This is a genomic window from uncultured Roseibium sp. (assembly GCF_947499295.1).
Classification (GTDB): Bacteria; Pseudomonadota; Alphaproteobacteria; order Rhizobiales; family Stappiaceae; genus Roseibium.
In genome coordinates this window covers 123713-137083 of record NZ_CANMNP010000017.1, presented here as the reverse complement: position 1 = coordinate 137083, position 13371 = coordinate 123713, and the positions used below count along the sequence as shown (strand labels likewise).

At 55.8% G+C, this 13371-nt stretch carries 12 protein-coding genes; 8 read left to right on the top strand and 4 right to left on the bottom strand.

Going from position 1 to position 13371, the window contains the following annotated elements; genetic code table 11:
• The first annotated feature begins 51 nt into the window (after positions 1-51).
• The 6 genes from Q0835_RS23200 (at position 52) to Q0835_RS23175 (ending at position 6489) form a co-directional block, all read left to right on the top strand.
• Positions 52-1356, top strand: a complete 1305-nt coding sequence (locus Q0835_RS23200; protein ID WP_298821989.1) for a sugar ABC transporter substrate-binding protein — start codon at positions 52-54, stop codon at positions 1354-1356.
• Positions 1357-1478: 122 nt separating this feature from the next.
• Complete coding sequence (locus Q0835_RS23195) at positions 1479-2345, top strand: sugar ABC transporter permease (protein WP_298821990.1); 867 nt, start codon at positions 1479-1481, stop codon at positions 2343-2345.
• A 12-nt stretch (positions 2346-2357) separates the two neighbouring features.
• The gene (locus tag Q0835_RS23190; protein WP_265683222.1) at positions 2358-3188 is read left to right on the top strand and encodes a carbohydrate ABC transporter permease; all 831 of its coding nucleotides are present in this window, start codon (positions 2358-2360) and stop codon (positions 3186-3188) included.
• An 11-nt stretch (positions 3189-3199) separates the two neighbouring features.
• Positions 3200-4204: an ABC transporter ATP-binding protein gene (locus tag Q0835_RS23185; RefSeq protein WP_298821991.1), complete on the top strand. Its 1005-nt coding sequence runs from the start codon at positions 3200-3202 to the stop codon at positions 4202-4204.
• A complete protein-coding gene (locus tag Q0835_RS23180) occupies positions 4201-4974 on the top strand; it encodes an L-iditol 2-dehydrogenase (protein ID WP_298821992.1) in 774 nt (257 codons plus the stop codon). The genes Q0835_RS23185 and Q0835_RS23180 overlap by 4 nt, the downstream gene beginning before the upstream one ends.
• Positions 4975-4977: 3 nt before the next feature.
• Positions 4978-6489 (top strand): mannitol dehydrogenase family protein, encoded by a 1512-nt coding sequence (locus Q0835_RS23175; protein WP_298821993.1) that lies wholly within the window; start codon positions 4978-4980, stop codon positions 6487-6489.
• A 23-nt stretch (positions 6490-6512) separates the two neighbouring features.
• Here Q0835_RS23175 and Q0835_RS23170 read toward each other — a convergent pair whose 3' ends face one another.
• The 4 genes from Q0835_RS23170 to Q0835_RS23155 all read right to left on the bottom strand — a co-directional run bounded on the left by Q0835_RS23170 (position 6513) and on the right by Q0835_RS23155 (position 10486).
• On the bottom strand, positions 6513-7349 hold the full coding sequence (locus Q0835_RS23170; protein WP_298964708.1) for a heme ABC transporter ATP-binding protein: 837 nt from the start codon (positions 7347-7349) through the stop codon (positions 6513-6515).
• A 10-nt stretch (positions 7350-7359) separates the two neighbouring features.
• Positions 7360-8439, bottom strand: a complete 1080-nt coding sequence (locus Q0835_RS23165; RefSeq protein ID WP_298964763.1) for an iron ABC transporter permease — start codon at positions 8437-8439, stop codon at positions 7360-7362.
• A gap of 65 nt (positions 8440-8504) precedes the next feature.
• Positions 8505-9401, bottom strand: coding sequence for an ABC transporter substrate-binding protein (locus Q0835_RS23160; protein WP_298964706.1), 897 nt, complete (start codon positions 9399-9401; stop codon positions 8505-8507).
• A complete protein-coding gene (locus Q0835_RS23155) occupies positions 9398-10486 on the bottom strand; it encodes a ChuX/HutX family heme-like substrate-binding protein (protein ID WP_298964704.1) in 1089 nt (362 codons plus the stop codon). Before Q0835_RS23155 ends, Q0835_RS23160 begins: the two co-directional genes overlap by 4 nt.
• 266 nt (positions 10487-10752) lie before the next feature.
• Here Q0835_RS23155 and Q0835_RS23150 point away from each other — a divergent pair, with 266 nt between their 5' ends.
• Entirely contained in the window at positions 10753-12867 is a 2115-nt protein-coding gene (locus tag Q0835_RS23150) for a TonB-dependent receptor (protein ID WP_298964701.1), read from the top strand.
• Between the two features lie 74 nt (positions 12868-12941).
• Positions 12942-13370: a hypothetical protein gene (locus Q0835_RS23145; RefSeq protein ID WP_298964698.1), complete on the top strand. Its 429-nt coding sequence runs from the start codon at positions 12942-12944 to the stop codon at positions 13368-13370.
• Position 13371: the final 1 nt, after the last annotated feature.

The window sequence follows — 13371 nt, the reverse complement described above, 5'->3', positions numbered from 1 at the left end:
GTAATTATTGCCTCAAGGTTTGGCCAACATCCAAGCCAGGGAGGACATAGGATGTATTTGAAGAACGCATTACGTGCGGTCACAGCACTTACTTTGATCACAACAACCAGCGCCTTTGCGGAAACGATTACGATCGCGACCGTGAACAATGGCGACATGATACGTATGCAGGGTCTGACAGAAGACTTCACGGCAAAGACCGGTCATACGGTCGAGTGGGTCACGCTTGAAGAGAATGTCCTGCGCCAGCGCGTCACTCAGGACATCGCCGCAAAGGGCGGTCAGTTCGATGTCTTGACCATCGGCATGTACGAGACCCCGATCTGGGCGGCAAATGAGTGGCTTGTCTCGCTCGACGACCTGCCTGCCGAATATGACAAAGACGATATCCTGCCCGCAATGCGTGCCGGACTGAGCCATAGCGGCAGCCTTTATGCGGCACCGTTTTACGGCGAGTCGTCCATGATCATGTATCGCACGGACCTGTTGGAAAAAGCCGGTGTCACGATACCGGATGCTCCGACATGGGGCGACGTCGAAGCCGCTGCCAAGGCCATGACGGACAAGGACAACGAAGTCTACGGCATCTGCCTGCGCGGCAAAGCCGGCTGGGGTGAGAACATGGCGTTCATCACCACCGTTGCCAATTCCTTCGGTGCACGCTGGTTCGATGAAAACTGGAAGCCGCAGCTCGACACGCCTGAGTGGAAAGAGGCTGTCAGCTTCTATAACAACCTTCTGAACAGCTACGGCCCTCCGGGTGCGTCCACCAACGGCTTCAACGAGAACCTGGCTCTGTTCCAGCAGGGCAAGTGCGGCATGTGGATCGACGCGACTGTTGCGGCATCGTTCGTGACTAATCCGAACGACTCCACGGTTGCTGACAAGGTCGGCTTCGCTCTCGCGCCGAACAAGGAAGGCGTTGATAAACGTTCGAACTGGCTCTGGGCCTGGGCACTCGCCATTCCGGCAGGCACCCAGAAAGAGGCAGCTGCCAAGCAGTTCATCGAATGGGCAACCTCAAAGGAATACATCGAGCTCGTTGCTTCCAAGGAAGGCTGGGCCAATGTACCTCCTGGAGCGCGTACATCGCTCTACGAGAACCCGGAGTACCAGAAGGTCCCGTTCGCCAAGATGACGCTTGAAAGCATCAATGCGGCCAATCCTGACAGCCCGACTGTCAAACCGGTTCCTTATGTCGGCATTCAGTATGTCGCTATCCCGGAATGGGCTGGTATCGGCACTGCAGCCGGTCAGGAATTCTCCGCAATGGTTGCCGGTCAGCAGACCGTTGATGAAGCGCTTGCAAAAGCTCAAGCGAACACGGCTGAGGAAATGGAAGCCGCCGGCTACTAAGGGTTTCCTCCCCCGACTGCGAGGGCGGAGCACTTCCGCCCTCCCTTTTTATACCACCCACCTGCTCCCCATAGCCCCGCTCGTCACGGTAAACTTCTGCCGTCAACAGAGAAGGTGTGTCCATGGCTACCCAGCACTCCCGCTCCGCCGCTCGCATTATGATGGCTCCTGCAGTCATTCTGCTTCTCGGCTGGATGCTTATTCCGCTCACCATGACCCTGGTATTTTCGTTCAAGAGATACCTTCCGCTCCGCGGCGGAGACCTTGGTTGGACCGGTTTCGACAACTATGTCCGTTTCGTCTCTTCCAGTGCCTTTTGGCCGAGTGTTCAAACGACACTCATCATTGTCGGCGGCGTCCTGATCATCACGATTTTTTTCGGGGTCCTGCTCTCCATGCTTCTGGATCAACCCATGTGGGGCCAGGGCATCGTCCGCATTCTCGTGATTGCACCATTTTTCGTGATGCCGACCGTTTCGGCACTCGTTTGGAAAAACATGTTCATGGATCCGGTGAACGGCCTGTTCGCTCATCTGTGGAAGGCCTTTGGCGCACAGCCGATTGAATGGCTGAGCGACCTGTCGCTGTTTTCGATTATCCTGATCGTGTCCTGGCAATGGCTGCCCTTTGCCACTCTGATCCTGTTGACAGCAATCCAGTCGCTCGACAGTGAGCAGCTTGAGGCAGCCGAAATGGACGGGGCACCGCCCCTGTCGCGTTTCGCTTTCATTGTCCTGCCGCACCTGTCACGTGCCATCACAATCGTCGTGTTGATCCAGACGATCTTCCTGCTGGCGATCTTTGCAGAGATTTTCGTGACCACAAGCGGCGCCTTCGGCACCCGCACACTGACCTACCTGATCTTCCAGCGTGTTCTGGAAAGTCAGAATGTCGGCCTCGGATCTGCCGGTGGTGTCTACGCAATCATCCTTGCCAACATCGTTGCCATCTTCCTGATGCGCATCGTCGGCAAAAACCTGGACACCTGAGGAGGGAAAAACATGGCACGCTCTGTCACTACCCGCCGCAAGACGATCAACACTGCCGTCGCATGGGCAATCGGGTTTCTGATCTTCTTCCCGATCCTCTGGACCATCCTGACCAGCTTCAAGACAGAGGCTCAGGCGATCAACGACCCACCGCTGTTCCTTTTCTTCGACTGGACGCTGGAAAACTATGCGGTCGTCCAGGAAAGATCAGACTACATGCGCTTTCTCTGGAACTCGGTGATCATAGCCGGCGGTTCGACCGTACTCGGCCTTATGATCGCCATTCCGGCGGCATGGTCGATGGCCTTCGTGCCGTCCAAGCGCACCAAGGACATCCTGATGTGGATGCTGTCGACCAAGATGCTTCCGGCGGTCGGTGTACTTTATCCGATCTATCTCCTGTTCATCCAGCTGGGTCTTCTCGATACACGAACAGGTTTGACCATCGTGATGATGCTGATCAACCTGCCGATCATCGTCTGGATGCTCTACACCTACTTCAAGGAGATCCCGGGCGAAATCCTGGAAGCTGCGCGGATGGATGGCGCATCGCTGAAAGAGGAAATTCTCTACATCCTCACGCCGATGGCCATTCCCGGAATTGCCTCCACGATGCTGCTCAACTTCATCCTGGCCTGGAACGAAGCGTTCTGGACCTTGAACCTGACCGCCGCAAAAGCAGCGCCCCTCACCGCCTTCATTGCCAGCTATTCCAGCCCGGAAGGTCTTTTCTACGCCAAGCTGAGCGCAGCTTCGACCATGGCGATCGCACCCATCCTGATCCTCGGATGGTTCAGCCAGAAACAGCTGGTTCGCGGTCTCACCTTCGGCGCGGTTAAATAGGAGTTCCCAAGATGGGCCAGATAACTCTCAACCAAATCACCAAAAGCTTCGGCGATGTCCAGGTGATCCCTCCGTTAGACCTTCAGATCAACGATGGCGAGTTCGTCGTCTTCGTAGGGCCTTCAGGCTGCGGCAAGTCAACTCTCCTCAGGCTGATCGCCGGACTGGAGGACACGACATCGGGCGAAATCAACATCGATGGCAGGGATGCAACAGAGGTTCCGCCTGCCAAACGGGGACTTGCGATGGTGTTCCAGTCCTATGCACTCTACCCTCATATGTCGGTGCGCAAGAACATCGCCTTTCCGCTTCGCATGGCCGGCCTCGACAAGGCCGCCCAGGACGCAAAGGTCGAGGCCGCAGCCAAGGTTCTTAACCTGACGGACTATCTGGAGCGCCGTCCGGGCCAGCTGTCCGGCGGCCAGAGACAACGTGTGGCAATCGGTCGGGCAATCGTCCGTGAGCCCGCAGCGTTTCTCTTCGACGAACCGCTTTCAAACCTCGACGCCGCGCTGCGTGTCAACATGAGGCTTGAGATATCGGAACTTCACCAGTCGCTTGAAACCACGATGATCTATGTGACCCACGATCAGGTCGAGGCCATGACCATGGCAGACAAGATCGTCGTGTTGCAGGCAGGTGTCATCGAACAGGTCGGATCGCCGCTGGACCTTTATCACACCCCCAAGAACAAGTTCGTGGCGGGCTTTATCGGGTCCCCGAAGATGAACTTTCTGATGGGTGGCTATGCTGCGGAATTCGACGCGACCACCATCGGCGTTCGTCCGGAACATCTCAGTGTCTCGGCAACTGAAGGCAAATGGCAAGGCAAGGTCGGAGTATCGGAGCATCTGGGTTCAGACACTTTCCTTTATGTCGATATTGAAGGTCTTGATGAGCCACTGACAGTGCGCTCTTCCGGCGAAGTCGCATTGCGGCACGGTGATATCGTTCATCTGACGCCCGATCCTGAGAAGATCCATCGCTTCGACAATCAGGGCCTGAGAATGGCATGACACGACTTGATGGAAAATCTGCGCTGATTACGGGCGCCGCGCGTGGCATCGGCAAGTCATTTGCCGAACGCTACGTCGCGGAAGGTGCGACTGTCGCCATCGGCGACATCAATCTGGCCGGAGCTGAGGCGGCGGCTCGTGATATCGGACCGAACGCCTATGCGGTCGAACTCGACATCACTGACCAGTCTTCCATTGACGCCGCCATTTCGTCGATTGAGGAGAAAACCGGCGGCCTCGACATTCTGGTCAACAACGCCGCCCTCTTCGATCTGGCACCGATTGTCGAGATTACAAGAGAAAGCTACGACCGGCTCTTCGGCATCAATGTCGCAGGAACACTCTTCACACTGCAAGCCGCCGCCAAATCCATGATCAGGCGTGGCAAGGGCGGCAAGATCATCAATATGGCAAGTCAGGCCGGCCGGCGCGGTGAACCGCTCGTGGGCATTTATTGCGCCACCAAGGCTGCCGTGATCAGTCTGACCCAATCCGCGGGCCTCGATCTCATCCGCCACGGCATCAACGTCAACGCGATCGCTCCAGGCGTCGTGGACGGAGAGCACTGGGACGGTGTCGATGCCCTCTTTGCAAAACATGAAGGACTGAAGCCGGGCGAAAAGAAAGCTTCCGTGGGTGCCGCAGTGCCTTTCGGCCGCATGGGCACGGCAGACGACCTCACCGGGATGGCGGTTTTCCTGGCAACACCTGATGCTGACTACATCGTCGCTCAAACCTACAACGTCGATGGCGGCAACTGGATGAGCTGACCAATGACACAAAAACTGAACAACACTGTGCTCTCATCCCTGCCGGCGAGGATCGGCCGTCCGACATATGACCGGGCCGATCTCACGGCAGGCATTCTCCATGTCGGCGTTGGCAATTTCCACCGAGCTCATCAAGCTGTTTACCTGGACAATCTCTTTCAGCTCGGCGAAGGCCACGACTGGGCAATCGTCGGTGCGGGCTTGAAACCTTATGACGAAGTCATGCGTGCCCGGCTCGCTGAACAGGATTGGCTGACGACAATAGTCGAACTGGAACCGGAAGGATTGAATGCCCGGGTATGCGGAGCGATGGTCGACTTTGTCGAAGTAGATCCTGTAGCGCTCATTGCGCGCCTAACCGATCCAGCCATACGTATCGTGTCTCTGACAATCACTGAAGGCGGGTATTTCGTTGACCCGAATACCGGTGGTTTCGATGCCGGGCATCCAGAAATTCTGGCCGATCTTCATGACCCCGCCAATCCGAAAACAGTCTTCGGCATTCTTGTCGCGGCGCTCTTGAAACGCAGGGATATCGGACTTGCGCCCTTCACGGTTATGAGCTGCGACAACCTTCCGGAAAACGGCCATGTGACAGAACAGGCGGTTGTTGGCTTCGCTGACGCGCTTTCTGCGGAAACAAGTACCTGGATCAGAGCCAACGTCGCGTTTCCAAGCGGAATGGTCGATTGCATTACTCCGGCGACAGGTGATCGCGAACGTCGCCTAGTTACAGAGACTTTCGATCTTGAAGATGCCGCCCCTGTTGTCTGCGAGCCCTTCCGGCAGTGGGTCCTGGAAGACAAATTTCCCGGCGGCCGGCCGCCGCTGGAAAAAGTCGGCGTCGAATTCGTTGAGGATGTCGCTCCCTATGAGCTCATGAAACTCCGGATATTGAACGGAGGTCACGCGGCCATAGCCTACCCGGCAGCATTGCTTGGCCACTATTTTGTCCACGACGCGATGAATGATCCGCTGATCCGAAATTATTTGCGCAAACTTGAGGAGGAGGAAGTAATCCCGACCGTTCCTCCTATTCAAGGGGTCAGTTTTCAGTCCTACCTGGAAACCGTGATGACCCGGTTTTCGAACCCGGCGGTTGGCGATACGATCCCCAGGCTTTGTTTCGACGGTTCCAACCGGCAGCCGAAATTCATCCTGCCGACGATCCAGGAACGCCTCGACAAGAAACAGTCCGTTGACGGGCTTGCCCTGGAAACCGCCCTTTGGTGCCGGTATTGCCTCGGTGAAGATGAAACCGGCAATAAAATCGAGCTGCAAGACGGCAATTCAGTTCTGCTGACAAGCTGGGCCGTAAGAGTGTTCAAACAGGGCGGAGAACCATTCGAAATGCCCGACCTGTTTGGTCCTCTTGGCAAGAACGCCAGCTTTTTGAGTGCGTTTGCAGAAGCCGTCGCTCAGATTGCAGCAATCGGTGTTGCCGGCACACTTCTGAATTACATCGAAGGTGGTTCGGGCAAAGCAAGTCCCGGGCGGCAGATGCCGGCAGGCTGATATCAATCAGTGGGTTCCGCCAGTCACGGGCGCGATCGGAAGCGTTCAGGTGTGACCAGAGGGTCCTCACCATTTTCGTTTGCAGTCATCTTTAACGGAAAATCGTATGCGGTCGACAAAAGCTCCGCTGTCATGACCTCTTCTCGACGTCCGAAGGCAAGGCCATATCCGTCTTTCATTACAAGAACCTTGTCTGCAAACGCGAGGGTTAGATTCAGGTCGTGCATGACGGTGACAACGCCGCCACCGCTGTCTGCATAGTCCCTGGCCAATTGCATGATTTGATACTGGTGTTTTATGTCGAGGCTGGACACAGGCTCGTCCAGAAACAGCCAGTGCGCAGGGCCGTCCATCGGGACGGGGTCCCACACCTGAACCAAGACTCTCGCGAGTTGGACACGTTGCTGTTCTCCACCTGACAGGTCCTGATAGATCCGTCCTTCAAAGCCGTTCAATCCGACCTTGGCAAGGGCTTCTCTCACCCGCGGGCCGCGGTCAACACGCTCTGGCCGATGGCAGAGAAACCCGAGGCTGACGACTTCTGTGACGTTGAGAGGAAACGAGATCTGAGAATTCTGGGGCAGTACACCCCGAAGATCAGCTTGGGCGCCGGGGTCCAATTCGCGGACCTGCCGTCCTGCAAGCTTGATCGACCCGCGATAAGCGCTTTCTCCCGTCATCGCTCTCATCAAGGTGGTCTTTCCGGACCCACTTGGGCCAATAATGGCGAGAACTTCGCCTGCCACTGCGCTAAACGAGACCTCTTTGACGATTTCAATCCGGCCTGCGTTCACGCCCACGCCCGAAATCAGAAGCAGTGTTTCCTTCTCAGGATCGGTGGAACGGTTCAAGAGTGTCATACGCAAACTTTCATGAAAAACCCATCAGTCCGCGTTTGCGCAACAAGATCCACAAAAAGAACGGGGCGCCGGCAAAAGCCGTGATGATGCCGATCGGCAATTCCGCAGGAGCGACGATGGTGCGGGCGAGCGTGTCGGCGGCAATCAGTAGTGCCGCACCCAAAAAGGCCGAGGCCGGCAGCAGGTAACGGTGGTCCGGACCAATGGTAAGCCTGAGAAGGTGAGGCACAACAATACCAACAAAGCCGATGCCACCACTGACGGCAACTGATGCGCCTGTGGCACCGGCCACCATGAGGATACTCGCATTTTTAAGCCTCTGAACCCGGATCCCGATATGTCCTGCTGCTGCTTCTCCAAGGATAAGCGCATTGAGACCTCTGGCCAGGAATGGAACACAGACCAGCATCGCCAGGATTATGGGGGCCGCGGACGCAAGTTTGTTCCAGTTCGAACCGGCAAGAGACCCCAGGCCCCAGAACTGCAAGTCTCGGAGCTGCTGGTCATCGGCCACGTAAACGAGCAGGCCCGTCATAGCGCCCGTCAGCGCGCCGAGAGCGATACCGGCGAGCAGCAGCGTCGCAACCGACGTGACCCCGCGTCGGGTGCCGATGCGATAAAGCAAAAGTGTTGTCATCAAGCCTCCGGCAAATGCTGCAAGAGGCAGTGCATAGATCCCCAGAAGGGTCATGACCGGTGACAGGACGGACCCGCCAAGAACGATGAACAATGCCGCACCGAACCCTGCCCCTGCCGATACGCCAACAATGCCAGGGTCCGCCAGCGGGTTGCGAAAGAGCCCTTGCATGACCGCACCGGATACCGCTAGTGCAGCGCCAACTAGAGCCCCCAGAAGAACACGCGGCAAGCGGATATCCATGACCACAATCCAGTCCCGTGGAGAAATGCCCTCCGGAATCCCGCGATCAGCACTCAACAGGGCAACTGACATTTTGGGGAGCATGTCCAGGATCGGAACGGCAATCGGACCGATCGCCAGACTTGCCACCATCACACCAAGGGTCGCCGCCGCGAGCAGAAGCGTTGCAGCCCTTGCCAGCGGCTCCCGGTCACCGGCCTTGAAGCCCATCGAGATGAATGAGCGGGGCTTTGCCAGAATTCTGCGCCGGGCAATTGCGTCATTCATTGCCACGCTCAATCTCGGTAGTCTGCCAGCTTTTGCGACAGCTCTCTGATCGCATCTGCGGTTCGTGGGCCAAAGCCAAGCAGGTATTGCCCCCTCATCCTGATAAGCCGATTATGCGTTGCTGCTGGTGTTTGGGCCAAGGCAGGATGCCCAAAAAGCTCTTCCGGACTTGCCTCGTGGTCTCCTGCCCGCGTCATCATCAGAACAACATCCGGTGCGGCACTGACGATTGCCTCATCGCTCAATTGCTTATAGCCCGCAAAGTCGGAGACCGCATTCTCAGCCCCCACCAACGAAAGAATGCCATCGGCTTCCGTATTCACACCACCGGCCATGATCCGGCCACCTCGGGTCGACAGAATGAACAGAACGCGCATTCCTGAAGCTTTGCCCGAAGCGTTTTCTTGTGCAGCTTCAAGATCGGCAGCAATTTTCAGGGACAAGGCGTCCGCTTTTTCCGGAACACCAAGCGCTTTGCCAACAGCCTGAACCTTGCCGACGATGCCAGCGGCGGTAAACTCCTCCGGTATCGTCGCAATCGAGACACCGCTTGATTTGAGCACTTCAACCGCCTCTGGTGGTCCACTGCCTTCCAGCATCAGGATCAGGTCAGGATCGACAGACAGAACTCCTTCCGGTGACAATGCCCGGATGTACCCGACATTCGGCAAGTCGTTCACCTGATCCGGAAACACGCTTGTTGTATCCCTGGCGATCAGTCGGTTCTGTTCTCCAAGCGCATAGACAACCTCTGTCACCGACCCACCGACCGACACAACGCGGCTTGCATTGCCGCTTGAGGCACTATCTGCGAAAATATGTTTGCTCGGTGCGAACAGCGCCATGACGGTCAAGGCGACTGCTGCGACATAGCTGCACAGTTTTGAAAGCGAGTGCTTTTTCATTCCGCTGCTCCCAGGGTAAGTGACCGGTCTGACCTTGGGAGATTTTCAGCAAGACCTCGCCAATCCGAGCGCTCCGCATTGCCTTCCCCGCGCACACCGAAGAATTGGATGACCTGCCGGCCTTCCCTGTCGAAAGCCTCGACAGATGTCACGTGTCCGATATCCGCGGGTTTTCTGACGGCCCATATTTCGTGAATGTGGTCTGTTCTGAGATGGAGGTGAAAGGTCGGATCCATAACGTTGATCCATGGCCCCTTGTCGATGACCATATTGATGCGGCCAGAGTGAATCTGGATGCATCCGCGATTGCCGACGAAACACATGATCGGAATGGCTTCAGAGGCAGCAAGCCGCAAGAGCGCCGGCACAGAACCTCGATCAAGCGGCCAAGCCCATGCCTCCCCCACAAGCTCGAAAGCGCTAAGACGGTCGAGGTCCAGATCCCGCAGAATACCGTGGAACTGATGGGGATCCGTCATGGCCTGCCAGCGGTCCCGCAACACGCTGACGACATCCTCCGAAGGCTGCTTTCGGCAAAACGGTTCGGCTTGTCGAACTTCTGGAAGCAGACCCGGCGACTGGTTTTCAAGAAGGAGTGCCGTCACAAGCCGATCCCAGGCCTCAAGGTCGGTTGACGGTCGGGCGTGAATTTTTTGGACCGCGTCTCCGTGGGCGTCAAAAAACTGCAAGGAGCGGCGAACATCTTTTCCATCACTGCGCTCCACTGCAAATCCGTGAACCCAGTTTGACGGAAACATTCGAGTATCGATCTGCTCACCCAACATAAGTGCGGCACGCTTGCCGTTTATAAATTTGTCGAACGGACCGATTTTCTCATGAACGGCGCTTTCGTTTCGTGTGAGAGCCATGACTTCTCCCAGCTGCTTCAATCCGGGAAATAGGACATCAAAATCGGGCGCGACCCGATGCGTTCCATGACCGACAAGACTTGCGACCAGTTCGGCCTCCGAGATGCCGATGTGATCAGCCAGGTCCCGATCACGCATCTTCGGATTTTGCTCGCGTGCCCATCTGATCTGATCGGCAGTTGGCTTGGTTTCAACAGTTTCCAAAACGGCATTCATGGCCTTGCCTTTGTTGATTTTGGAGTTGATGGCAGCAGGCGCCTAGGCGTTTCGTCGAATAGGCGCTTCCGATAACTCACTGAAAAAAAGCAGCAATCTGGAACCATTCTAAACGACGACAATTTCGAAGCGCCTGCAATCTTATACTTGACTCCTATACTCATGTTTCATATTGACCGCAATACCTGAGTCATTGACTCATGTTTAATACGCTGTTTGAGAGGCGGCGAAATGGACGCGTTAACGCGCACTCTTGGAGAAATTTAATGGGGCTTAGCAACATCAATCACACCCGGCTAATGGGTGGAGTTGCTCTTTGGGTATTGACATTAAGTGGCTTGGCCGCCGCTCAGGACGTCACAACGGAAGTACCTGTCACGATTGTCACCGATCCGGAGACAGGCAATATCGTCACAAAGCTGCAACGCATCGTGGTTGGATCAGGTGTCGACAAGGTCGCAATCGACACGCCGCAAGCTGTAACCGTGCTTGATCAGGAAGCGATCGACGACGAACAGGCGATGACGGTCGGAGATCTTTTTCGAGAGGTTCCAGGGGTTACGGTTGTGGGCAGCGACCGGATAGGTGGTCAATCCTTCAATATACGCGGCATCGGAGATCTCAGCGCTTCTGACGAGTCCAAGATCATCGTGACCGTGGATGGAGCCACCAAGTTCTTCGAACAATATCGTGTCGGCTCGTTCTTCTCCGACCCTGAACTTTACAAGCAGGTTGAAATTCTGCGCGGTCCGGCATCTTCAACGCTCTACGGCTCGGGTGCATTGGGAGGCGTGATCAATTTCACAACCAAAGACGCAAGCGATTTCCTGGAAACAGGAGAAACAGTCGCCGTCAATGTGAAAGGCATGTACGATTCCAACGGCGACGGTCTCCTGACATCCGGCACCTTCGCCGGACGTATCGCCGAAAACACGGAAGTGCTTTTGAACGGCAACTTCCGGCGATCCGACGATTATCAGACAGGAGACGGTGACCTCATCGATGGCTCGGCATTTGACGCCTATTCCGGACTTGCCAAGGTCACGCATTATTTCGGAGACGCCAAGGAACAATCCGTTCGCCTGTCATATCAGCGCTGGCAGAGCTCCGCGGACGATACAGAGTATTCGCAAACCGGAACGCTTGGGTTTGGCGAAGTCGATCGCGACATCACCGATCAGACAGTCGTATTCCGATACAACAATCCAGCGTCTGACAATCCGTTTCTCGATCTGGACATCAACCTGTCATTCTCTGACACGACCGTTGATCAGGAAAATGCAACTTCAACAATCCCTTCCCAGCTATTTGAAGACAGCGAATATGGATATCGCACCTGGCAGGGCAAGATCGAAAACACGATCGAGCATTCAGGCAACGGTTTTGAGAATTTCCTGACATTCGGCACACAACTTTCACATCAGCAGCGTGTTGCTGACGCTGAAAGTGGCGCGATAGGCTTTCACCCTGAGGGAACGGACACAAAATTCGGCTTCTTCGTCCAAGACGAATTCATCTGGAATGAAAGGCTGACCATTATTCCGGGAGCAAGAGTTGATTTTGTCAACTTGTCACCAGACGGGTCCATCTCAGGTGCTTCTGAACAGAATGAAGTCGCATTCTCTCCCAAGCTTGCTGCACTTTACCGGTTTAACGACACATTCTCGATTTTCGGCTCCGTCGCCCATACGGAACGCGTGCCGACACTTGACGAGATGTTCTCAAGCTCAGGTGCGACACGTACCTATCCGGGTGGCCGCAATGCGAGCCTCAACCTTGAAAAAGAGCAATCGAATGCGGTCGAGGCCGGGGCATCGTTATCGTTCTTCGATGTCTTTCAGGATCAGGACGGATTGCAGATCAAGTCGACCGCTTTTTACAACGACCTGAAGGACCTTATCTCGACAAACCCGAATACCGGCCAAAACACCTCTGTACCCTATTACGTCAATATCGACGAAGCCGAAATCTGGGGGCTTGAGGTCGAGGCGGCCTATAATTCCAGATATGTCTTCAGCACGTTGGCCTACAGCCTCGTCAGGGGTGTTGATCAGGAGACGGGCAGCACACTGGATTCGATCCCGGCCGATACGCTTGCCATGACGATCGGTGGGCGCGTTCCTGCCTATGATGTCGAGTTTGGTTGGCGCGGCCTCTTCGCCGCGGGCATCGACAGCGGAGCGACAACGGGTCCGTTCCCGGGCTACGGCGTCCACGATGTCTTTGCGAACTGGAAACCCCGGGAAGGCCTGCTTGAGGGCTACGAGCTGCGTGCTGCAATCGAGAATATCTTCGACAAGGACTACCAGAACAATCTGGCAGGAGACCCGGGTCGAGGCCGAACTTTCAAGCTGACAATGAACAAACAGTTCAGCTGGTAACGGCACGGAGCAGTCTCGCCGCCCGCCCTCATGGGCGGCGGGACTCAAAACAAAATTGTGCAGGAGTAAAGATTTTGAGGTTCATCCAGACGGTAGCAGCATTTGCAACTGTACTTCTGATGACGGGTGCGGCTCCCGCCCAGTCACAGGAAAAAGCACCTCACATCGCTCTTGAACTTAACAAGATAGAGGTCAGCGGCAACACCTGCCGGCTGTCCTTCGTCATGGAAAACCAGAGCGGTCAGGACCTTGATGTTGCTTCCTATGAAATCGTTGTTTTCGGAAAAGACAATGTCATCAACCAAATGTCCGTTTTTGATTTCGGAGCTCTTCCAAAGGCCAAGACCATCGTCCGTCAATTCGAGCTGTCGAACCTGACCTGTGAGGGGACAGGCAAGTTGCTGATCAACGGACCAGCGGGCTGCAGCACGGAAATTGCCTCCGGACATTGCACAGCACCGCTTTCGCTTCAGAGCCGGACAGGCGTCTCTCTCATCCAGTAGG

What these genes read in the sequence shown, in the direction of transcription:
- Q0835_RS23200 (WP_298821989.1), top strand. Translation starts at nt 52, where the DNA reads ATGTATTTGAAGAACGCATTACGTGCGGTCACAGCACTTACTTTGATC.
- Q0835_RS23195 (WP_298821990.1), top strand. Translation starts at nt 1,479, where the DNA reads ATGGCTACCCAGCACTCCCGCTCCGCCGCTCGCATTATGATGGCTCCT.
- Q0835_RS23190 (WP_265683222.1), top strand. Translation starts at nt 2,358, where the DNA reads ATGGCACGCTCTGTCACTACCCGCCGCAAGACGATCAACACTGCCGTC.
- Q0835_RS23185 (WP_298821991.1), top strand. Translation starts at nt 3,200, where the DNA reads ATGGGCCAGATAACTCTCAACCAAATCACCAAAAGCTTCGGCGATGTC.
- Q0835_RS23180 (WP_298821992.1), top strand. Translation starts at nt 4,201, where the DNA reads ATGACACGACTTGATGGAAAATCTGCGCTGATTACGGGCGCCGCGCGT.
- Q0835_RS23175 (WP_298821993.1), top strand. Translation starts at nt 4,978, where the DNA reads ATGACACAAAAACTGAACAACACTGTGCTCTCATCCCTGCCGGCGAGG.
- Q0835_RS23170 (WP_298964708.1), bottom strand. Translation starts at nt 7,349, where the DNA reads ATGACACTCTTGAACCGTTCCACCGATCCTGAGAAGGAAACACTGCTT.
- Q0835_RS23165 (WP_298964763.1), bottom strand. Translation starts at nt 8,439, where the DNA reads ATGGGCTTCAAGGCCGGTGACCGGGAGCCGCTGGCAAGGGCTGCAACG.
- Q0835_RS23160 (WP_298964706.1), bottom strand. Translation starts at nt 9,401, where the DNA reads ATGAAAAAGCACTCGCTTTCAAAACTGTGCAGCTATGTCGCAGCAGTC.
- Q0835_RS23155 (WP_298964704.1), bottom strand. Translation starts at nt 10,486, where the DNA reads ATGAATGCCGTTTTGGAAACTGTTGAAACCAAGCCAACTGCCGATCAG.
- Q0835_RS23150 (WP_298964701.1), top strand. Translation starts at nt 10,753, where the DNA reads ATGGGGCTTAGCAACATCAATCACACCCGGCTAATGGGTGGAGTTGCT.